At 59.7% G+C, this 22,110-nt stretch carries 16 protein-coding genes and 1 pseudogene; 3 read left to right on the top strand and 14 right to left on the bottom strand.

Annotated features, from left to right (window positions below; translation table 11 throughout):
- Nucleotides 1-374 precede the first annotated feature (374 nt).
- Nucleotides 375-746, bottom strand: a complete 372-nt coding sequence (locus BUS12_RS07050) for a VOC family protein (RefSeq protein ID WP_074294986.1) — start codon at nucleotides 744-746, stop codon at nucleotides 375-377.
- Nucleotides 747-978: 232 nt separating this feature from the next.
- Nucleotides 979-2,757 (bottom strand): retron Ec67 family RNA-directed DNA polymerase/endonuclease, encoded by a 1,779-nt coding sequence (locus BUS12_RS07045; RefSeq protein WP_171991609.1) that lies wholly within the window; start codon nucleotides 2,755-2,757, stop codon nucleotides 979-981.
- Nucleotides 2,758-4,138: 1,381 nt separating this feature from the next.
- Between BUS12_RS07045 and BUS12_RS07040 the strand changes: the two genes are divergently transcribed.
- The gene (locus BUS12_RS07040; RefSeq protein WP_171991608.1) at nucleotides 4,139-4,780 is read left to right on the top strand and encodes a DUF2268 domain-containing putative Zn-dependent protease; all 642 of its coding nucleotides are present in this window, start codon (nucleotides 4,139-4,141) and stop codon (nucleotides 4,778-4,780) included.
- 144 nt (nucleotides 4,781-4,924) lie between these two features.
- On the opposite strand, the gene BUS12_RS07035 is transcribed toward BUS12_RS07040, so the two are convergent.
- From BUS12_RS07035 to BUS12_RS07010, 9 genes and pseudogenes are all read right to left on the bottom strand, one after another.
- A complete protein-coding gene (locus BUS12_RS07035; protein ID WP_074294982.1) occupies nucleotides 4,925-5,497 on the bottom strand; it encodes a GNAT family N-acetyltransferase in 573 nt (190 codons plus the stop codon).
- 69 nt (nucleotides 5,498-5,566) lie between these two features.
- On the bottom strand, nucleotides 5,567-6,133 hold the full coding sequence (locus BUS12_RS38060) for a hypothetical protein (RefSeq protein WP_143788275.1): 567 nt from the start codon (nucleotides 6,131-6,133) through the stop codon (nucleotides 5,567-5,569).
- Between the two features lie 445 nt (nucleotides 6,134-6,578).
- Nucleotides 6,579-6,752: a hypothetical protein gene (locus BUS12_RS39095; RefSeq protein ID WP_216352697.1), complete on the bottom strand. Its 174-nt coding sequence runs from the start codon at nucleotides 6,750-6,752 to the stop codon at nucleotides 6,579-6,581.
- Between the two features lie 61 nt (nucleotides 6,753-6,813).
- Complete coding sequence (locus BUS12_RS07030; RefSeq protein WP_083640281.1) at nucleotides 6,814-7,209, bottom strand: outer membrane protein assembly factor BamE; 396 nt, start codon at nucleotides 7,207-7,209, stop codon at nucleotides 6,814-6,816.
- A 114-nt stretch (nucleotides 7,210-7,323) separates the two neighbouring features.
- Complete coding sequence (locus BUS12_RS07025) at nucleotides 7,324-10,890, bottom strand: YadA family autotransporter adhesin (RefSeq protein WP_437123869.1); 3,567 nt, start codon at nucleotides 10,888-10,890, stop codon at nucleotides 7,324-7,326.
- A 3-nt stretch (nucleotides 10,891-10,893) separates the two neighbouring features.
- Nucleotides 10,894-11,547 (bottom strand): annotated as a pseudogene (locus BUS12_RS39900) (ESPR-type extended signal peptide-containing protein); the annotation flags it as partial.
- A gap of 1,111 nt (nucleotides 11,548-12,658) precedes the next feature.
- Entirely contained in the window at nucleotides 12,659-13,078 is a 420-nt protein-coding gene (locus tag BUS12_RS07020) for a DUF3592 domain-containing protein (RefSeq protein ID WP_074294979.1), read from the bottom strand.
- A gap of 110 nt (nucleotides 13,079-13,188) precedes the next feature.
- The gene (locus BUS12_RS07015) at nucleotides 13,189-13,650 is read right to left on the bottom strand and encodes a cupin domain-containing protein (protein ID WP_074294978.1); all 462 of its coding nucleotides are present in this window, start codon (nucleotides 13,648-13,650) and stop codon (nucleotides 13,189-13,191) included.
- A gap of 283 nt (nucleotides 13,651-13,933) precedes the next feature.
- The gene (locus BUS12_RS07010; RefSeq protein ID WP_074294976.1) at nucleotides 13,934-15,508 is read right to left on the bottom strand and encodes an MFS transporter; all 1,575 of its coding nucleotides are present in this window, start codon (nucleotides 15,506-15,508) and stop codon (nucleotides 13,934-13,936) included.
- Nucleotides 15,509-15,680: 172 nt separating this feature from the next.
- Here BUS12_RS07010 and BUS12_RS07005 point away from each other — a divergent pair, with 172 nt between their 5' ends.
- Complete coding sequence (locus BUS12_RS07005; protein WP_074294974.1) at nucleotides 15,681-16,610, top strand: LysR family transcriptional regulator; 930 nt, start codon at nucleotides 15,681-15,683, stop codon at nucleotides 16,608-16,610.
- 49 nt (nucleotides 16,611-16,659) lie between these two features.
- Nucleotides 16,660-17,451, top strand: coding sequence for a phosphate/phosphite/phosphonate ABC transporter substrate-binding protein (locus tag BUS12_RS07000; RefSeq protein WP_074294973.1), 792 nt, complete (start codon nucleotides 16,660-16,662; stop codon nucleotides 17,449-17,451).
- 88 nt (nucleotides 17,452-17,539) lie between these two features.
- Here BUS12_RS07000 and BUS12_RS06995 read toward each other — a convergent pair whose 3' ends face one another.
- The 3 genes from BUS12_RS06995 to BUS12_RS06985 form a co-directional block, all read right to left on the bottom strand.
- Complete coding sequence (locus BUS12_RS06995) at nucleotides 17,540-19,594, bottom strand: acetyl/propionyl/methylcrotonyl-CoA carboxylase subunit alpha (RefSeq protein ID WP_074294972.1); 2,055 nt, start codon at nucleotides 19,592-19,594, stop codon at nucleotides 17,540-17,542.
- Nucleotides 19,595-19,661: 67 nt separating this feature from the next.
- Nucleotides 19,662-20,447 carry an enoyl-CoA hydratase/isomerase family protein gene (locus tag BUS12_RS06990; protein ID WP_074294971.1) on the bottom strand — a complete coding sequence of 262 codons (786 nt, stop codon included), beginning with the start codon at nucleotides 20,445-20,447 and terminating at the stop codon, nucleotides 19,662-19,664.
- Nucleotides 20,448-20,478: 31 nt separating this feature from the next.
- Entirely contained in the window at nucleotides 20,479-22,086 is a 1,608-nt protein-coding gene (locus BUS12_RS06985; protein WP_074294969.1) for a carboxyl transferase domain-containing protein, read from the bottom strand.
- Nucleotides 22,087-22,110: the final 24 nt, after the last annotated feature.

Genomic DNA, 22,110 nt, shown 5'->3' with positions numbered 1-22,110 from the left:
CGAATGATAGGAGCTGCGAGGTCTGAGTTGTCTACGACAACCGTCGCCGCGCTTTCGGCCGACACTCATCCAGATAGAGCTTCTGTCCTTCAACGATCTCCGTTTCAGTCTCGCTTACGTTTTATCGCTTCCGAACCGAGACATCAGGTAACCACCGAGGATCAGGGCGGACCCTATCGCGATTGCCGCGCCGCAGACTCTTTCGAATCCATCGCCGTGGATCGCCACGATCGCGGCGGATATCACCATGAGACCCGCTGCGACCGGCATTAAGCTAGCAGCCTGCGATACATCAGCTTTTCCAGTCATATACCTTCCCTTGTAGAGGCTGCTACCGCGCGGGACGGACGAGTCACTTGAGACCAGTGCGTCATCTAATCAGCTTGGGAAAGTTGAAAGACGTTTCCCTCGGGGTCTTCTCCGTCGCACATCAATTGCGCGAAGCCATCGTAGCGTTTCAAGTCACGCATCCGGACACCCCTACTCAACAGTTTCTCGCGCAACTCCGATAGCCCTGACTCCACCGAAAAGACAATTTTTGCGTTCGAAGTGTTGGGGTGATGTGGTCGTTCGCGATAGGGCTCACCAACTCTGTGGAAAGCAATCTCAATCTCACCGGCTTTCAGCACAGCCCATTCGCTTTCGATTTCTTCGGTGACCGGAAACCCGAAATGGGTCTGATAGAACGACTTCAGCAACTCGACATCACGGACGTAAAGTATCAACCTGGACATGGAAACCGGCATTGGACTCTCCCCGAATATGCTGAGATTGACGACTCTTCCGGATTGTCGTTGATTTTGATGGAGCAGTCGACGGGCCGCGCGTGGTCGAACTGAGCCCGATGACGACCGTCTCAGTTCGACCCATTGCTGTCCGTCCAGCCGGTGCAGTCGTGAAGGCGGCTGTCTGAGGCATTGCAGCCACTCGTGGGCGGCCCCGCACGCGAGCGCGCGTCCTCTTTGGACCGGTCTGCCATTAGGGAGTGGCTGCCAGTGCAGCGTAATCATCTAGCGCCGCGCAGATGTTCTGCAGCAGCGGATGAAATCCGCTCCATTCAAGGTCTTCGGCCTGTTTTGCCACAAAATCGTAGGCAAAACCCGCCTTTCCGATAGAAGTTGCGTCGCTGCTGTCTTTGGTGAAATCGAACGGTTTCCCGTCCATTCCTTTGGCTATGTCAGCGGGAGAAAAAAGATCTTCAATGCTTTTTTCTGCTGCACCATTGAGGGGAAGCGGAACGATATAAAGATTTCCAAACAGACGAACGAAAGATTCATGGCCTGTTATCTTCACAATATTCTTAACTTTATTGAAGACGTCTTTTCCCCCGCTGTCATTATCGACGACGAAAATGACAGGATATTTGCCTTTTGGTGCGCGAAATTTAGGAAATTCCGATTGATAGTTTAAAATCAAATTTCCTAAATTTGGTCCTCCGCCACTCCCTGCGCCGAGTATCTGTACAGTGGAAAAGTTTGGTAAGTAAACGTTCTTTTTGCGCTTGTGTTTGCGTGCGTACTTCAAGAATCGAAAGTTCAATACGTCAGCGCCTCCGGAATTTTTTGTTATAAGTTTCGGAAACGCGAGTTTCGATTGATGAACAGCGTTACTCAGATAGACAATATCAGTCTTGCCCTCGCAGACGATCAAGGGAAGCGTATTTGAGAAAAACCGAGTGAAAAACAGAAATCGTCGATAGAGTTCTAAGGTTCCAGTGGGCTTCTTGGTATCTTTCTTTATATCCGTTTGCATTCCCGGATAATTCTGGGGGTGCTGTTTTACATTGGTACGAAAAACGCTGTCCACTGAATGAACGAACCCTAACATACCGTGAAGCTGTTCTCGCGTGCCATCGATCAAGGAAACTTTGTCGCCTAGTTCTGAGGGCTCAACTTTCTTGATCGTGAATTTGTTGTGATTGATAAGCGAGAAGAGATATGCACGCACGAGTCGTTTGTACTCGTTTGTTACATTGACTCTTTTGTTTACTACCAGCCCCGTGACCTGTTGGCGCGACGTCCTGTATTGCATCCTAGTCTTCTTTTCGTTGACCGAAAAGCCGGACTTCTTAATCAGTCCAGCGAGCTGATTACCCAATTTCCAATTATGGCCGCTCGCCTCGTCACACACGGCAATGGCGGACGGAAAGGTTTTTTTGTTAGTAGAGAATGTGATGTCATCAGCGTATCGGGTATAAGCGCATCCATTGTCTCGCGCGAGCCTAGACAAGTGAAAGTCCAGTACGGATGCGATCATATTCGAGATCACCGGTGAGCATGGGCCTCCTTGCGGCAATTCCCCGTTGTGACAGGCAATATGAGCGATCGTCGTAGCTACGTCTTTGTGAAATCCAAACTTCCTATCCTTGATAAGCAAGCCGCGGATTCTTCTGCCTGTAATTGACGGAAAGAAATCTTGAAGGTCAACGTTAAACACAAAGCGCCGGTTGCGATGCGTTGCCGCGTTCGTGAGTATGCTCTTTCCCCGTCGGAAACCATGCGAGGACGGGTTTGTTAGTCCGGTGGTGCCTTCAATTAAAGTTAGACACTGCTCTAGGCGGTCGGCAAGTTTTCGCTGTAGCGACTTAACTTTTTTGATAGGGGCGTTTATTTTCCGCATGCCGCCTGATCGCTTCGGGATATCGAACGTTTTATACTTGTCCTCTGCCTTCATCACATAAAGAAGGTAGGTCAAGTCTTTAACCTTGATATCCAGAAGCGCGGCAACGTCAGATCGAGAGGTTGCGGCTTGGAACAACTGTAATATCGTTTTTTCTGAAGACATATGTATTGGGAGGGCCTCGCAGACACTCCAACGCGATCGATCATATGAACGGAAAGTTCCGTCAGGCGTAGTAGCCGAGGAGCAGCATAGGTCCTCACTTTGTTGTCAAGTGCCACGATTACATGGCAGAAACTCTGTCTGCGAAGCCGAGACGATTTTAATATGCAAGTCGTGAAAATTGGTAAACGATTGCCCTTTTTTTGCGGCGTGGCTCACATCTGGCCAAAACCGGATACGTTAAACGAACTTGCCCTCTCATCTCGGGGCACGGCCGATGCCAAGCGTGAGGCAATACCAACGGCCGTTTGCAGTATAGAGCCGCCCTCTAAATGTCAGGTAGACGCGCGGGGCGACCGTCGCTTCATGGCCGAACGCGGAAGTTCGTCTACCTCGCGTCAGAGACCTACCCAACCTCGACGCGAATTTCCCTTGTCGACCCGGAGCGGACGGTGGCGTTGTTAAAAAGCAGCCGTTCGACAGTGGTTAGGGATGTTGTTTTCCCACTTCGGTTATGACGAATCGAACTGTGTGTTGGTAAGGCCGAAGGATATGTTCATACTTCCCCAAGTCAGTCCCTCTCGCGTTTTCATCAAAAAAGGCGCATGGGTTGGCTGAGTTTCCTGGTGCCAACTGACTGACAGAAGCAAAGTCGCAACGGTGAAAGGTTGGTTTTTCACTATCGTCGTTTGAGGCCCACGTGTTCTGGCAGTTCTCTCCGGTCCGACAGACGTAAGCAACCCGGACGGGAACGGTGGACGCCCGAACAGGATCCTTCCCGGACGCCTTGGAGTCAAGGAAGAGCACAACTTGCTTCAACGTCCAGCCACAGTGTCCTGGCTTTACGTCGTCTCGCCAGACAAGCCAAGATCGCTGTCCATTCGACGCGGACGTCTGTGTTGCACGCTTCGCGAAATGGCTGGGCATGAAGCCAGCCTCTCCAACCATGTGTTGACAGAACATCGAGTCCGTTGTGGTGTACCAATCTTCGACAAGAACGGCTTCGACATCGTCGGGTATCGTGCCGGTTACCTCTACTCGGTCATTGGGGGCGGGGTTATCAACTGGCGCGGCAAACGCGGCGCAGCTATAGAGCGCCACCATTAAAAAAATGAATCGAGATTTCACGCTTGCCCCTTTTCTGAACCTGTCAATGTCCGTCCGATTGTCGGCGATCTGGACGCATACGTCGACTGAGCGCTCCTGGCCGAACCCGGTCCGACGCTGAGCATCCGTACTCGACCCACAAGGAACCTTCGGCTTTCCCCATAGCGCTCACTCGCCAAAGATATTTGGCAATCGCTAGAATATCCTGCAACTCCACAGAGAGAGAAAACACAATACTATGGCTTGCGAATTGCATATCCTGGACGCTCAAGGTCGACTCCCTGCGTTGCATGACCAGCTTGGCGAACTGTTTCGGCTCGCCGTAGCCGAAGTCGAATCTTATCTGCCTATCGATAGGGTGGATTGCTCCGTTTACTATGACCCGGAGGCCACCATTCCGGAGGTCGGGATCGGCGCATACACGGAAAGCCCATTTCGTATCTCGCTTGCGCTTGACCCTGAGAACCCAGCATTTCACCGCAATTTGGCGATTGAATTTGTCTCAGCGTTTGCTCACGAGTGTCATCATGCGGTTCGCATGCAAGGTGTGGGATATGGCAGCGCGGTTGGTGAAGCATTGGTCTCTGAAGGATTGGCGTGTCATTTCAAATCCCATTTCCGGGGCGGAGCGGCGCCGTTCTACGCTCGGGCGTTGGCAGCAACTGAACTGGCGCGAGTGGCTCGTCTCGCAGCGGATCGTTGGGGCGAAACGCCCCATGATCAAGGGCTTTGGTTTTTTGGCAAGGACGCAAATCTGCTTCCGCTTTTCGCAGGCTATAGCATCGGTTACAGCATTGTCGGGCGAGGAATCGACCAACTGGGGCAGTCGGCTGCGCAGCTTGTGAATGAGTCTGCCGAATCGTTTCGTCCACTGCTTGCCGAGTTGGCTTGACGACCGCTTCCACACACGTCTCGACCTTTTACAGGAACGAGCGAAAGAACTCGTGAATTGACAGTTGCCAAAGCAGCGGGTGTCGATGATCTAGCGGTCCAATATGACCGACAGAAAGTGGCCGAACTAGGTCCGACAGTCTTTTCAGTCGTCTAGCACAATGCGATAGCGAAGAGTTTCAGCGAATCCATAGGCGGCCGCTTTTTTGAACCGTTCGACCAGGACACCACTGCATGCTGCGATTACCCGCTGTGAGGCTATATTTTCAGGATCAACCGTTAGCTCGACGTAGGACAAGCCTTGTAGCCTCGCTTCGCCCAGCATCAAATTGAGCGCCTGCTTGGCGTAGCCGTTGCCTCTCTTCCACGGCACGACTGAGAAGCCGATATGCCCGAGTACATACGGAGGTAATTCGGCAGTTCCAGCCTGCCAACGAAATCCGATTGCGCCGCTAACATCGCCGTCCCAAATCCATCGAACAATGCTCGGCAGACGGGCGACGGTCGATCCGTCTGGCAAAGGAATCGGGCCGCCCGATGCGGTCGGATCATCCAGGCTGTTGACAAATGCCTCCGCGTTTAATTCGATAGCGTGCAACTGTTCGCGCGCAGCGACCTTCTTCCGAACATTGTCAGGGGACCATCCTGCCTCAAGGGCAGAAACGTAGCTTGGCAGCAATGCAGTCGTAGGCCTCAAGAGTTCAATTTCGGTCATCATTTTGTTCGTGTCATGAGCAATGATTGTCAACAGTCTAAGCGATGGCCTCGAGCGCCTCAAACTGGCCGGCTACTGACTCCTGCCATGAGATCGAAGAACTATGGAAAGCCCTTGGACGCGAGAACGCAGCGCCTCTACGAGCGTCGTGACAACGGCATGATTGATTGGCGCGGTGGTTTTGAAATCAATGACAGTACCGGTTTTTCCCGTCGAGCCGATCATCACCGCAGGGCCGGAAGGTGCTCCATAGCTATAACTCTGCGACCAAACCTCGCCATCTCTCATGCTGGTGAACTTCAATGATCGGCACGCAAAGTTGGCGACCGACGGCCCTAGGGAACCGTGTTCGCCCCAGACCAATTCGCGAAGAATTGCGTCAAATGCCAGACTTGAAGGAAGACATGGATAGAAGCCGGTAAGTGCCCGTTCGGCATGTGCGAGCGTGTCGCCCTTATCCGGCGTCAATCTCATTCCCCGGCCCGTGTCGGTGAGCTTTCCTTCAGCGTCATTGAGTTCGAGAGCAATGCTTAAATTCGGCGTATAGCTATATTCGACAACGCATAGGGCGAGCAGCTGTGCACATACATCCGCTGGTGAAAGCTGCCGAGAAAGCTGAAGGAGTTCTTTGTGGTCCATTGTTCTCTCTCAATTGCGGGACGCCATTGATTTTCGGCGATCTGGGCTACCGTGTCGACGGTCCGCTGTTGGCCGAGGTTATGTGAAAACGCGCGCTGAATGCAGCGCGCTAAAAATTCGACCCTTCAGATCGCGCTGCATTGGCTTGGGCAGCAACTTGGGAAGGGTAAAGCGACACCCGAAAGCGGTGTACAGCGCCAAAGCCGGCTCATTTCGCGCCCCTGTCGAAACTGTGACTACCTGGCTTTCCCTTCAGACAAGCTGGGGGACGCGTGGCGCATCAGGCATAACTCGCACCTCGACCGTCGGTAGCATCACATCTCTTGAAGTCGGATCGAGCGCTAGCATGAGATGCAAGCCAACCTGCCCAACAAACGAGTATCGGCAGCACTCGCCTGATCCGGGCGCAACGCCGCGTTGCAATACCGCGTGCGCAGCGGCGTCCCTATTGGATATTCCCGCTCCAGTTCGGCCCCATCACCAACATAGCTTTCTTGACCTCTTGCGGCGTCAACTGTGCCTTCGGCAGGTTCTGTCCCAGCGCCTTTCGCGCATCGAACGGTGGCGGATAACCCGTACCTTGACGTTCCGGTACTTCGGCGACGTTAATCTTAGGCATGTGAGGCTCCGTATAGGCCGTCGGGACCCAGCAGGCGGGACCCGACATAAACCTTCGCGGATCAAGGCTCAACCGGCGTCGGCGTTCCCCCTGCTGTCAAAAGAAAAGCCGCGCATGAAGGGTCACGCCAGTACGTGTCGCTCACTTTCATCTGCTTGTCGAATCGCACCTGATACTGGCAAGCAACGATCTGCCCATCCCGGCGAAAATCGAACAGGTAGTTCCAGACGTGCCCGCCCACGAACCATTCGTGAAAATGAGGCGGTCCGAGCAGATCGAACATCTGGTCCTTCGTGAGTCCTGGCCCCACGTTGCGCAGGCTATTCAGGTTAACGAAGGTACCACCCGCCTGCGTCGCAGATTGAGGATCCGGAAACTTCGGCGGACCATCGGCAACGCAGCCCGCGATCAGTGAAAGTAACGTGATAGACAGCGCAAGATTCCATTGCATTTTCATGTTTGCATCTCTCATCGAACAGGCAGCCGCGCGCGAGACGGGCCGCAGCAAGAAACGGAATGGCGTCACCCATGGTTATCGGACTGACGCCCATTGGGAGTTTCGTTCCACCGGCTACCACTGGTAGCCTGCACCCACGACCGCGCCATAGTAGCCTTGCGTATTGGTCGAGACCGCAGCCTTATAGATCCAGTGATTGTTATCCGAGATTGTAGAAATTCCGACCGCCTGCCCTGATTGGCCTCGATAGACGCTGCCGGCGACCGATACCATGCTTCTTCCCGGCCCCGAGGGTTGCGGCAACCCTGCGACCGCCATCGCAGTCGCGATTCCCCCGTCCGCGTCACGCTTCAACTGTTGAATCTGATTATCCGTATATGCGTTTGCCTGCGCGACGGCGCTCCCTAACTGCTGCACGTTGACGGCATCGGTGGGCGCAGTACCGGCGGCGACATTGGTGACCTGCCGCGGCGAATCGGCTGACCCTACCGACACCACGTTACTGCGACCCTCGTCGTTACTACCGGCGCCGATGGCCACGGAACTGGATCCTGTCGACGTCGCGCCCTGACCGAGGGCCGTCGAGCCGTTGGCGGTTGCCTGCGAGTTGTTGCCTACAGCCGTGCTACTGGTTCCCGAAGCAACGGCCCCCTGTCCGCCCGCCGCCGAATTGGATCCCGTTGACGCAGGCGGCGTCGTTGTCCCCGAGGTGGACGGAAAACCACCACCGCCGCCGTTCTCGTTGTTGATCAGCGTGGTCAACTGCTGCTGGACTGCCTGGAGCTGACTCACGTTGACTGCGTCGGTCCCGACACTCCCCGCCGCAACCCCTGTGATCTGCCGGTTGCCGATATTGACCTCCCCTGCTGAGGACTGCGGGCTGCTCAGACCATAAGCAATGTAGTTCGACAATGCCCCGACCGTCGTCACCGACCCGGCTCCCAGCGCGACACTGTTCGCATAGGTCGCGGAAGCGCCGGCGCCTAGCGCTACTGCGCCGGTGGCACTGCTTTGCGCACCAGAACCCAGCGCCACACCGCCCACCGCCGTGACGCTGGCATTCGCGCCCTGCGCGACAGACTGGGCGCCACTTGCGTTAGCACCGCTGCCCAGCGCGATCGCATCGGCCTGATTCGAACTCGCCGCCTCGCCGATCGCGACACCACCTGGCGCGTTCGAATTGACAATGGCGCCATTGCCAATACCCACGCCACTGTCGCCATTGACCACCGTGGTCGGTCCGACGGCAATCGACTGGCTGCCTACGGCCAGCGAGTCTGCTGCGGTTGAGTTGGCGTGAAAGTACTCGGTGGACGTGACTGCGAACGAGGACAACGCGCCGGCAAGTTGCCGGACAGTGACCGCGTCCTGCTGCTGCGTGCCGTCCGCAACATTGGTCAACTGGCGATACGCGTTTGTGGTTCCAAACGACACCGCGCCCAGCAGCGTCTCATCGGTGGTGTTATAGGGGATCACGTAACTACTGCCCGTCGCAAGCGAACCTGACGCGGGAACAATCGCACGGCTAGACACGGACCCTGAACCTATGGCAATCGCGCCCGCGACGGAAGCCGTAGCCTGCGCTCCCAGTGCCATCGCATTGTCAGCCGTCGCCTGCGCACCGTTGCCTGCCGCAAAGCTGGCCGTGCCACTGGCCACCGCCTCAGGCCCAACCGCGATGCTGTTAGTACCCGTTGCCTGACTATCCGCTTCTGTGGAGTCAGCATGGAAGTACTCGATGCCCGCACCGTTGTTAATGTTAGTGAGGGAGTTCTCGATGTTAGTAAGACCAGTGTTCAACCCGCCAAGCGCAGCACCGACGTTGTTGTAGGTGTTGCCTTGCACGGTGTAGCTCGGTGCCGAGACGCCGCTGCCCGGCGTGTATGCGGAACCTCCGCCCAATGCCGAAGCGACCGTGGTCCCGGTCGCGTTGCCCGCGCTTGCCACAGAAAACAGTTGCGAGCCGTTGACGGCGTCGGTCGACGTCGCTGACAAGACGCCCGCTGCGACGTTCTGGAGCTGCCGTTCCGATCCGGCCGCGCCGATCGACACGACAGAAGTGGGCGCGGTTGCCTCGGCCGTACCGCCCGTCATGTCGAACGTCCCGGTATGCGGTGCCGCAGTTGTGGACCCGGCGCCCAGAGCAACATCGTTCGCATTGCTGGCTTGCGCCCCATTGCCGATTGCCACTGAAGACGCTCCGGTAGAGACCGCAACCGGACCGACTGCGACGCTATTGGTACCGGTCGCCGTCGAATCCGCAAGCGTCGAGTTCGCATGGAAGTACTCGATCCCACCGCCAGTCAGTGAGTTATTGATGCTTTCCAGCGCACTGCCCACGTTGGTGTAGGTATTGCCGTCGACCGTATAGCTTGGCGCACTGATCGCTCCGGTCGAACTGTTGTAGGTCGCTCCGCCGCCCAGTGCGCTTGCCGTCGCGCTGCCCAGGTTGTTGACGCCGGTTGCAACGGAGAACAGTTGCGATCCGTTGATCGCGTCGGTGCTGCTCGAGGAGATCACGCCTGCCGCCACGTTCTGAATCTGGCGCTCGTTGCCCGCGCTACCTACCGAGACGACTCCGGAGGCGGTCTTCGCCACGCCCGCTGCGGTACCGCCATACAGTGCAGTGGTACCTGTGTCGGCTGCCGCCGTGCTCGAGCCTGCTCCCAGCGCCACGTCGTTTGCATTGGTCGCCACAGCGTTTGAGCCTAACGCCACGCCGTCGCCGGCCAGCGCGCGAGCCGTGTCGCCCAGTGCAACACCGCCGGCGGCCGCGGCGGTGGAACTGTTGCCCAGTGCCACCGAGCCCTGGCCCGTCGCGGCATTGAGATTACCCAACGCAATCGCACCCTGCCCGTTGGCCGTGTTGTCGGCACCCATCGCGACCGCGCCGTTGCCCGTGGCCGTGTTCGGATCGCCAATGGCCACTGCACCGTTGCCGCTTGCTGTCTGGCCTTCGCCGAGCGCCACCGCTCCTGTGCCGCTCGTGACCTGCGAGTTGTAGCCGCCCGCAATCGAGCCCGTGCCCGCTGCCGCGGCCACCGTGTTGCTGTAGCCCAGAGCGACGGTCGAGGCGGCAAGTGCCTGCGAATCTGCACCTATCGCCGTCGCCTCCGCCGCCGAGGCGATTGCCTGACCGCCGACGGCGGTTGTACCGGTGCTGCTGGCCGTCGCCGATCCTCCCAGTGCCGCGCTTTGTGCGCCGGACGCGGTCGCGTTGATGCCCAAAGCCGTGGAGTTATTGGCAGTTGCGTGGGTCCCAGGACCCAGTGCGACCGCGGACGTGCCGCTTGCCGCCGCCAGATCGCCCAGGGCGATGCCAAACAGGCTGGACGATACGGCGGACACGCCCATGGCAATAGAACTGGTTCCGCTGGCCGTCGACGTAGTCCCGAATGCCTGTGCGGATGTCCCGCTGGCGAGACTGTTAAAGCCAATGGCGGTCGCCTCTTCGCCAGTTGCCTGCGTACCCGAACCAGGGACACCGGCGGTGCCGCCCACCCCGATGGCTACCGCACCGGTACCGGACGCGCCGCTGTTGACGCCTATCGAAACGGCGGATGCGCCACTGGCTGAGGCGCCTGAACCCAGCGCTACCCCGGCAGCGGCGGTAGTGGTCGTAATCGCCGCATAGCCAATAGCGACTGAATATTCGCCTGCTGCGGTCGACTGCGTGCTCAACGCAGTCGAATGATCCCCCGAGGCAACAGCGCCGGCACCGAGCGCCGTGGCGTTAGTGCTGCTGGCGGCAGCTGTAGATCCCAGCGCAACGCTGGATGATCCGCTCGATGCTGCATTAAAGCCAAGGGCCACCGCTTCATTTCCCGATGCGACAGCGCCCGCGGCCAGTGCTATCGCTCCCGCGTTGGTCGCCTGTGCGAGATTGCCAATTGCCACACCGTACAAGACGGAGGCCGTTGAATCTGGACCAATCGCAATGGTGCTCGTCCCAGAGGCTGTCGAGCTAATTCCGAAGGCGGTCGCATACTGTCCGCTCGCAGTACTGGTAGTGCCGATGGAAATTGAATTACCGCCTGTCGCCGTGCCACCGCCTGCGTCGTACTGGGCGTGGGCGTTCTGGCCTGACAGGCCAAGACACAACGGTATTGCAAGGCCGAGGAGAATCCTGGATGTTCGATGCCGCGCGGTGATCGCGTCCTGCTCCTCATGGCGACTGTCACATACGACACCAGATGCGCCCGATTTCCCTTTACCCCGCGACTTTCCGAGCTCCGATACAGCCACAAACGCGCCGAGCGCGTTATTCCAGATCGACCGATATATCTTGTTCACATTTTTCCTCTTTAATATTATTGACACTATCCTATAATCTTTCATAAGGATAACTACGCAATCAATATGAAAGTAAAATGTTGGCGTTTCATTGGATTATTGTGGAACTCTATTTTTATGGACCCGGCATCAATACTTAGATTTCCTAAGTACAAACGTGCGCCATCCTCCTTCCCGGATAATCCACGTGAGGAGGGTATAGATAAGACGTAGTTAAAATACTTCTATTTTTCTTGCACCTCGGCGGTGCGGACCGTTGGCTTATGAAGGTCCGAAGGGCAACGGCATATCGATGTCAGCTGTGTGACGAGGAGCTAATTGCACGTCTAAACGCAATCGTTGGCTTGCCAAACGTTTGCCTTGCATTGTCTTGTCCGGAATACTCATAATTTCCGCCCCCCCTAAATGAGGTACTGCATCGTGTTCTCGGCGCGACAGGGCAAACGCTCATTCCGCGCTGCAAGCGTCACATTTCTATTTCGGCAAAATTTTGCGCACTACGCAATCTGACGACCGGAAAACATTCGCGTCGAATTCGACTTTTCGTGTCGCAGCTCAAGGCAAGTAAGTTCTTGTAAGCGCTCAATGAAACTTTCGCATAGGATTTTTCATTTGTCTACTAAAACCAATTGAAGTCGAAACATTGAGATATTTAACAATTGGGCAATAGCAAAACGCATATTTGGTTGGTAGGCAATGAAACACAAAAACCGAGTTCGAGTGCCCTTCCTGGCGCGCGGCCGAACGGCTGGAGTTGGCCGAACCCGGAACTACTCAGTCGGCCCAGGCAATACGAGCCCCGACCGAGAATAGAAAACAGGTCGGTCCATTCCAGACATAAGTTAGACCTATAGTCGAGGCTTTCCCTTCAGGCAAGCTGGAGGGACGCGTGGCGCATCAGGCGTAACCCCCAACCTTGCCCGTCAGTAGCATCACATCTCTTGACGTCGGGTCGAGCGCCAGCATGAGATGCAAGTCAACCTGCCCAACAAGGCAAGTATCGGCAGCAGCACTCGCCTGATCCGGGTGCGACGCGGCGTTGCGATACCGCGTGCGTAGCGGCGTCCCTATTGGATATTCTCGATCCAGTTCGGCCCCCAATCACCAACATCGCCTCTCGCGCATCGAACATGACACAGAACCTCAAGAGCCGTGATCAATATCGTCCCGGACGAAACCGCGCCCGTGCGCCGAACAGCGGCAGCAGAGTAAAGCCCAGTCCCATCGGCAGCAACCACAATGATTCGCCCCAGTTTGCCCAGAAGGTTGCCGCTTGCGCCGTCATGGCGGGATTGTGCGGGTCGTAAGCTACCGGCACCGCCGCGCCGCGCGGGCGCGAAATGAAACCGTTTTGTACGAATTCAACCGGCACACCATCGGCAGTACTGAACCGTATCCTGGGGTGTCCTGCAGGATCGACGACCACCCCCGTGACGCGGGTCGCATGGTGCAGGAACGCAGCGGTCTGAAAGGTATGCCATGCGATGTAGGTAAGGACAACGCAACCCATGAGCATCATCAGGATCGTGGCCGCATTCCACGGCTCCGTCAGGTTGCGTTCAGTGTCGACAGGCATGGTTGGATGGAAATAATTGGTGCATAACGGTCCGCGTTCCACTACTTTACGGACGCGGCGTCCCCATAAGAACGTGGCTTCAGGTCGTCATCCCGGATATTGCATGGTCGTCAAGTATCGGAATACGGGGTACCGTCTTTACGCAAGAACCGGCCGTCGACACTCGGGCTCATCATGTCGACGTCGGAGCAGGTAATGACATCCGCAGGCGACCGCGAACCGACTTCGAGGTAAACGGCCATCACGTTCGACCTGTTAATCATGTGATGGCCGTTTCCGGTGTTTTTTGGAAAGGCAGCACAGTCGCCGGCCTGGAGCACCGTTTCGCCGCCGTCCTCGATCAAGGTAAGCTCGCCTTCAAGCACGTAGACAAATTCGTCTTCGGCAGAGTGCCAATGGCGTTGGCTTGACCAATTGCCCGGCGGCAAGCGCATAAGATTGACCCCGAAGTCACTGAGTCCGCCGGCGTTGCCCAGTCGCTGACGTATACGGTCGGCGCAGGGGGCATCGAACGGTGGCGGATAACCTGTACCTTGACGTTCCGGTACGTCGGCGATGTTAATCTTGGGCATGTGAGGCTCCGTAATTCCACGCTGACAAATCGATTCCGCACAGTTTGGCGGAAATGCTTCAGGGCAGGAAGAGCCTTCAACTGTCCGAGCTATGCGAAGCTGATGGAAAAGCCAGACGGGTGTTCCGCGAAGGCAATTGTCATTATCGCCGCGAACCGATCGTCGACAATCCAGGGTTATAGCGAATGGTTGCGACGCTACGCATTCGCGCCTGGCGAAGCAACCGGCTCAGCCGCTTCGAGCAACGCATTCACCTGAGCCAGGACGCCGCACGTCGCCCGGATTACTCAGCGACCGAATCGGCACCGCCAAGGTGTGTCGAAACGGCCGGGCGAGCCCGCGTCAGGAAGCTGAAGATCATCACGGCGGAAAGCAGCGTGATGGCGGCAAGCACATAGACGAGGTCGCTGAACGCACGCCCGTAGCTCGCCAGCAGCGCGGCATGATCGAGGCCCGGCAGCAGCCGCGAGACTTCTCCGACGCTCCCGAGCGACAGCCAATGCGCAGCTTCCGACAGCGCTTGCGACGCCGGCGGCAAACTCGCGCCGGCCGTCGCGTCGCGCAAGCCGGTTTCGGCGAACGCCGCGAGCACGGCGGCGACGACCGCCAGCGCAATGCTTTCGCCGGCGACCCGGGTGGTGTTGAACACGCCGGTCGCCATACCAGCACGCTCCTTCGGCACCACGCTGACCGCGAGGCCGTCCATCAAACCCCACGGCAACGACACACCCACGCCGATGATGAACATGGCCGGCACGATCGCCACCGCCGAGTGAGCCGGCGGACATTGCGCGAGCCACAGCAAACCAGCCGCGGCCACCACCAGGCCGACGCCGCAGATCGAACCCGCACTGAACCAGCGCGTCAGTAGCCCGGCCACCATCGGCAACACGAGCAGCGGCGCGGAAATCGCGAACATGATCTGACCGGCTTCGAGCGAACCGTAGCCTTCGATACTGATCAGCCGCACCGGCAGCAACACCAGTAGTACAACGTACGAATAGGCCGGCGCGGCCGCAAGAAACTGCACGCCGATAAAGCGGCGGTAGCGGAACAGCGACAGATCCAGCAGCGGGCGATGCACCGTGTTCTCGATCGCCACGAACGCTCCGAACAACACAACGGCGCACGCCAGCAGGCCGAGCACCGACGGGCTGCTCCAACCGCTATCGGGAGCGCGCAGCACGGCGTAGGTCAGCAGTGCGAGCGCGGCCGTAAAGCTCGCCGCGCCGGGCCAGTCGAGACCTGTTGCGGCGCGGTCGCGGGAATCGCGCATGCAGAGCGTCGCCAGCACGAGCGCAACAATGCCGATCGCCGCGGTGCCGGCAAACACACTGCGCCACCCGCTGTGCTGGATCAGGAAACCGGCAAGGATCGGGCCGAATGCCAGGCCGACCCCGAACGAGCTGCCGAGGCAACTGAAGGCCCGCGTCATGGCCGCGCCTTCGAAGTCCTGCGCAAGGGCGGCGCCGCCACCCGACAGCGCGGCCGCGGCCGCCAGACCCTGCAACGCGCGCAGCAGGTCGAGCGCAACGATGCTCGATGCGTGCGACAGGCTGAACGAGGCGGCGATGAACACCACCACGCCGGCGAGGAACACTTTCTTGCGGCCGACGCGGTCCGCCAACGCGCCGGCCACTAGCAGGAAGCCCCCGAAGCAGAGCATGAAGGCATTAGTGATCCAGCTCAGCGCGAGCGGGCTGCCACCGAGTTCGCGGGCGATATCCGGCAGCGCGACCGCCGGCCCGGTGAAACTAAGCGGCATGCACAGCGCGGCCAGACACACCGCGCACAACCCCAGCAGCTTCTGGGCGCCGGAACGTCGTCCCACCCGGATGTCGATCTGATCAGTCTTCATGATGTTGTTTGCATAGAAATTGAATCGCCTCAATTAAAAACCACGCGCCATCGACGCAACGACTAATGGCATGACCCGTGGTAGCTGCTCTCGATCATATGTTCGGCAACGTAATCAAATTGAGGTGATAAACTCCGCGCTGATCGGACAAATAGGCCAAAGTGGGAGGCGCGTGGATAATCTGAACAGCCTCACCGTATTCGTCCAGGCCGCTCAACACGAAAGCTTTACGATTGCCGGCCGCAACCTCGGCATTTCGTCGTCGGCAGTCGGTAAAAGCATTACGCGCCTCGAAGAACGACTCGGCGTCCGTCTGTTCCATCGCAACACCCGCCAGATCAGCCTGACTCAGGAAGGGGCGCAATTCTTCGCCCGCTGCCGCGACATCGTGCGCGACCTTGAGAACGCCGAGGCCGAACTGAGCCTGAACGTCGGCGAGCCGCGCGGCCGCGTGCGGGTCAGCTTTCCGGCGGTCGGCTACCGCCTGATCGCCCCTGTCCTGCCCGCCTTCCGGCGCCTCTATCCGCACATCGAACTCGAACTCGATTTCAGCGACCGGATGGTCGATCTGGTCGAAGAAGGCTTCGACGCCGTGGTCCGCAGCGGCGATCTGCCCGATTCCAGCCTGATGTCGAAACCGCTCGGCCAATACCGCGTTAATCTGTATGCTTCGCCCGATTTTCTGAATCGCTATGGCGAACCCGATTCGCTTGATGCGCTATCCGCTTTCGACGGCATTTATTTCAAATTCCCGTCAAACGGTAAATTGCAAAGCTGGACATTAAAGTCGGGGAATCGCGTCGTTCAGGCCAGAATCTCCCCGGCCGCCGTGATGAACAACATCGAAGCCGTGTTGTCGGCCTGCGTCAGCGGCACGGGCATCGCTTACCTGCCCGATTTCGTCGCTCGCGAAGCGTTCGCCAGCGGCGCGCTGCGCGCAATCCTCACCGACTACAGCGTGACCGGTACCTTCTGGGTCCTGTGGCCGTCGAGCCGCCATCTGCTGCCGAAAAACCGCGTGCTGATCGACTTCATGGCGCAATCGCTGTTTCCCAAAGCCGCGCAGGATGCCCTCGCCGCCACCGCTCCTGCCTCGAGGTAAGACGCCAGGCGGTACCCCATCGGGCGAGCGATATGCCAGAATCGCATCCATGAACCGGATCGCCGCCCTCCCCATGTACAACGTCACGCCCGCCCTCGCCGCCGAGTGGCGCGCCTTGCTCGGTGACGTCCTGCAAGCCGTCGACCCGCACGCCCGCATCGTGGACCCCGGCGACGATCTGCACGCCCTGTGGCGCCGCCCCGACCTGCTGGTTTCGCAGACCTGCGGCTATCCGCTGATGAGCGGCCTGCATGAGCACGTCCAGTTGATCGCGACGCCGCTATTCGATGCACCGGGTTGCACGGATGCGGATTATTCAAGTGTCCTGATCACACGCTCCGACGCACCGTTCGACACGCTTGAGGCATGCAGTGGCGCACGCGCCGCGTACAACCAGGACGATTCGAATAGCGGCATGAATGTGTTGCGGCACGCGGTCGCGCCGCTGGCACGAGGCGGGAAATTTTTTAGCGAGGTGAACCGCACCGGGTCTCACCTCGGCTCGCTGCGAGCGGTGGCGGAAGACCGCGCGGATATCGCCGCCATCGACTGCGTGACCTTTGCGTTCGTGCGCGACGACATGCCGGAACTCGCACGACAGGTGCGGGAAATCGGCTGGACCGCTGCATCGCCGGGTTTGCCGCTGATTGCCGCCAACACGGTGCCGTTGGCTGTGATCGAGGCGTTGCGTGCGGCGCTGAACGAAGCCGTGGCGGCGCAGCCCGAACGTGCTGCACGACTGCGACTGAAGGGATTTGCGAGCTTGCCGCTGAGCGACTATGCCCGCATTACGCAACTGGAAAACGAGGCGCAAGCTTTGGGCTACGCGCGCCTCGCCTGAACTGGCGGTGTGACTTCAACTACGACGGCCATTGCCACTGCCGCTGCGGTAACTACGGCAGCACGAATGGCGCTTGCGGCACGTCACATCACGCCGCGCCGGATAAACCCACCTCAAGCACCAGCAACTGCGCCCCATCGGCCACCTGATCGCCCACCGCATACAGCACTTCCGACACCGTGCCGGCCGCCGGCGCCCCGATCGTATGCTCCATCTTCATGGCTTCCATCACGATCAGCGGTGTGCCTTTCTCGACCACCGTACCCGGTTCAACTAACACCGCGATCACCTTGCCTGGCATCGGCGCGGTAAGACGCCCTTCGCCGTGTTCGGCATCCGCGGCATGCGCAAGCAGGTTCTGCCATTCGAAGGCCTGCGCCTCGCCGAGGCAGAACACATGAAACACGTCGCCGTCGACAAACACGCGCCCCGTGACATGCGAGTCGCCGAGCGTCGCGCCGAACTCGTGCGCACCCGTGCCGCTCCACCATGTAAAGCTGTCGCGCTGCCCCGCGTATTCCAGCGTCTGCCCGCCGCTGTCGTGGCTATCCCGGCTATCGCGCGCGAAAGTCGCGGCAAAGGCGGTTTCGCTTTCGATATCGCGCCACGCGAAGGTCTGCGTATAGCCGCCGTTCAGGCGCCAGTGCGACAAGGCATCCCAGGGCGACGCGCCATGCGCGGTACCGCCCTCACGCGTGAGCAACGCCGCACAGGCCAGCGCCAGCGCTTCCCGGAAGGGCTTTTTCACCGGCGCGAACAGGGCCTCGTGATGCCGCTCGATCAGGCCGGTATCGAGATCGCCGCCAGAGAACGGCTCGCTCGCAACGATACGCTGCAGGAACTCGACATTGGTATGCGGGCCCACCACCTCGCAAGCCCGCAATGCGCGGCTCATCCGCGCGAGCGCTTCGGCGCGCGTGGCGCCGTGCACGATCAGCTTGGCGATCATCGGATCGTAGAACGGCGTGATCGTATCGCCTTCGCGCACGCCGCTGTCGATCCGCACGGCCGCGCGTGAGCCGGGCGCACCCGCCGGACTGATCGTGAACTCCACGCCTTCCGGCATGCGCAGATGCTTGAGCGTGCCCGTCGACGGCAGGAAGCCGCGCGCCGGATGCTCTGCATAGATGCGCGCCTCGATGGCATGACCGTCGAGTTTCAGTTGCGCCTGCGTGAGCGGCAACGGCTCGCCGGACGCGACACGCAATTGCCATTCGACCAGATCGAGGCCCGTCACCATCTCGGTCACCGGATGCTCGACCTGCAGGCGCGTGTTCATTTCCATGAAGTAGAAATCGCTCGCGCCGGTCATGATGAACTCGACCGTGCCCGCGCCGACGTAGTTCACCGCGCGTGCCGCCGCCACCGCCGCCTCGCCCATCTCGCGGCGCAGTTCGGCGGACAGACCCGGCGCCGGCGCTTCTTCCAGTACCTTCTGATGGCGGCGCTGCACCGAGCAGTCGCGATCGAACAGATACACGGCGCCGCCATGCTGATCGGCAAATACTTGCACTTCGACGTGACGCGGCCGCGTCAGATACTTCTCGATCAGCACCCGGTCGTTGCCGAAGCTGCTGGCCGCCTCGCGTTTGCACGAAGCAAGCGCCGCCGCGAAGTCTTCGCTGCGCTCGACCCCCCGCATGCCTTTACCACCACCACCCGCGCTCGCCTTAAGCAGCACCGGATAGCCCATCGCATCCGCTTCACGCTGCAGCAATTGCGCGTCCTGATCGTCGCCGTGATAGCCGGGCACCAGCGGCACGGCCGCTGCATGCATCAACGCCTTGGCGGCCGCTTTCGAACCCATTGCCGCGATCGCCTCGACCGGCGGCCCGATAAAAACAATGCCCGCCGCTTCGCAAGCCTGCGCAAAAGCTTCGTTCTCCGACAGAAATCCGTAGCCCGGATGTACCGCCTGCGCGCCGGTAGCGAGCGCCGCCGCGATGATGCGCTCGTAGCGCAGATAACTCTCAGCCGCGGTCGAACCGCCGATATGCACCGCTTCGTCGCACGCCGCGACGTGCTTCGCGTTGGCATCCGCATCGGAATACACCGCCACGCTCGCGATGCCGAGACGCTTGCAGGTCGCGGCAACCCGGCAGGCAATCTCGCCGCGGTTGGCGATCAGAATCTTGTTGAACATGAGATGTCTCGCTCAGGTGTCCCGTTCAGGACTGGAGTTCTGCGGTTTGTCGTGGCATGCGCAGGCGTCAGTTGCGCCATGCCGGCGCGCGCTTTTCGAGGAATGACGCCACCCCTTCGCGGCCTTCCGCGCCGGCGCGCACACGGGCGATGCGCGAGGCCGTGTCTTCGATCAACGCTTCGTTCAGCTCACGTCCCGCGATGTCCTGCACGAGCTGCTTGCAGGCACGCACCGCTTGCGGGCCGTTGGCGCAGAGCGTGTCGGCCAGTTGCTGCACGGTCGCGTCGAGCCGGTCTTCGCTCACGGCTTCGCTGACGAGGCCCAGACGCAGCGCCGTCGCGCAGTCGAACAGCTCGGCGGTCGTAAAGTAACGCCGCGAAGCCTGCTCGCCGAGGGCGCGAATCACGTATGGCGCGATCGTCGCAGGGATCAGGCCGAGGCGCGCTTCGGAGAGACAGAAGCGCGCCGTGTCCAGCGCCACCACGATGTCGCAGGCGCAGATCAAACCCATGCCGCCCGCGTAGGCGTCGCCATTGACGCGCGCGATCACCGGCTTGTTGCAGCGGTAGATTGCCGAAAGCATCGCCGCGAGACGCAGGGCATCGGCGCGGTTCTCCTCGTCGGAATAACCGGCCATCTTCTTCATCCAGTTCAGATCCGCGCCCGCGCAAAAGGCCTTGCCGTTGGCGGCCAGCACGACTGCCCTGATGTCGTCGCGCGCGTTCAATGCGACAAACGCCGCGGTCAGTTCCGCGATCATCGTTTCGTTGAACGCGTTGCGCACGTCCGGGCGGTTCAGCGTGACCGTCGCCACCTGGCCGGCGACAGTCAGGCTTAAAGTTTCGTATTGCATATCGATCGACTCCTTCGCTCGAGGCCCGGCCTTACATTCTGAACACGCCGAAGCGCGTATCTTCGATCGGTGCGTTCATCGATGCGGACAGTCCGAGGCCGAGCACATCGCGGGTTTGCGCCGGGTCGATCACGCCGTCGTCCCACAGGCGGGCGCTGGCGTAATACGGATGCCCCTGGTGTTCATATTGCTCGCGGATCGGCTGCTTGAACGCCTCTTCCTGCTCGGCCGTCCACGTGCCACCCTTGCCTTCGATGCCGTCGCGTTTGACGGTCGCCAGCACTGAAGCGGCCTGCTCGCCGCCCATCACCGAGATGCGCGCGTTCGGCCACATCCACAGGAAGCGCGGCGAATAGGCGCGACCGCACATGCCGTAGTTGCCCGCGCCGAACGAGCCGCCGATGATCACCGTGAACTTCGGCACCTTGGCCGTGGCCACTGCCGTCACCATCTTGGCGCCGTTGCGCGCAATACCTTCGTTTTCGTACTTGCGGCCTACCATGAAGCCCGTGATGTTCTGCAGGAACACGAGCGGAATCTTGCGCTGGCAGCACAGTTCGATAAAGTGCGCGCCCTTTAACGCCGACTCCGAAAACAGGATGCCGTTGTTGGCGATGATGCCGACCGGATGCCCCCAGATATGCGCGAAGCCGGTGACGAGCGTGGTGCCGTAGCGGGCCTTGAATTCATCGAAGGCGGAATCGTCGACGATGCGCGCGATCACCTCGCGAATATCGAACGGCTTGCGCGTATCGACCGGAATCACGCCGTACAGGCTCTTCGGGTCGTAGCGCGGCGGCTTCGGCTCCTGCAGTGCCACCGGCACCTGCTTCGTGCGATTCAGATTGCCGACGATGCTGCGCGCAATCCCCAACGCATGCGCGTCGTTCTGCGCGAGATGATCGACCACGCCGGACAGACGCGTATGCACGTCGCCGCCGCCGAGATCTTCGGCGCTGACCACTTCGCCGGTGGCGGCCTTCACCAGAGGCGGGCCGCCCAGAAAAATCGTCCCTTGATTCTTGACGATGATCGACTCGTCGCTCATCGCCGGCACATACGCGCCGCCTGCCGTGCACGAGCCCATCACCACCGCGATCTGCGGAATGCCGGCCGCGGACAGGTTGGCCTGATTGAAGAAGATGCGCCCGAAGTGATCGCGATCGGGGAACACATCGTCCTGATTCGGCAGGTTCGCGCCGCCGGAATCCACCAGATACACGCATGGCAAGTGGTTCTCCGCTGCGATCTCCTGGGCACGCACGTGCTTCTTCACCGTCACCGGGTAGTACGTGCCGCCCTTCACCGTGGCGTCGTTGCAAACGATCACGCATTCCTGCCCGGCAATGCGGCCAATGCCGGTGATCACGCCGGCACCCGGCGCGTCGTCGTGATACATGCCGAACGCGGCCAGTTGCGACAGTTCGAGGAATGGCGTGCCCGGATCGAGCAGTTGCGCGATCCGGTCGCGCGGCAGCAGCTTGCCGCGTCCCACGTGCTTGTCGCGCGCGGCCTGGCCACCGCCCAGCGCGAGCTTGTCGACCTTGGCGCGCAGATCGGCAACCAGTGCCTCGAGCGCGGCCGCGTTGTTGCGGAAATCGTCCGAGCGCGGATTCAGCTTTGTTTCGATGATCGGCATTGCGTGGCTCTCCTGTGCGCCGTG

The organism is Paraburkholderia phenazinium, from assembly GCF_900142845.1.
Taxonomy (GTDB): domain Bacteria; phylum Pseudomonadota; class Gammaproteobacteria; order Burkholderiales; family Burkholderiaceae; genus Paraburkholderia; species Paraburkholderia phenazinium_A.
The sequence above is the reverse complement of the archived record's forward strand: the minus strand, read 5'-3'. Positions and strand labels throughout refer to the sequence as shown.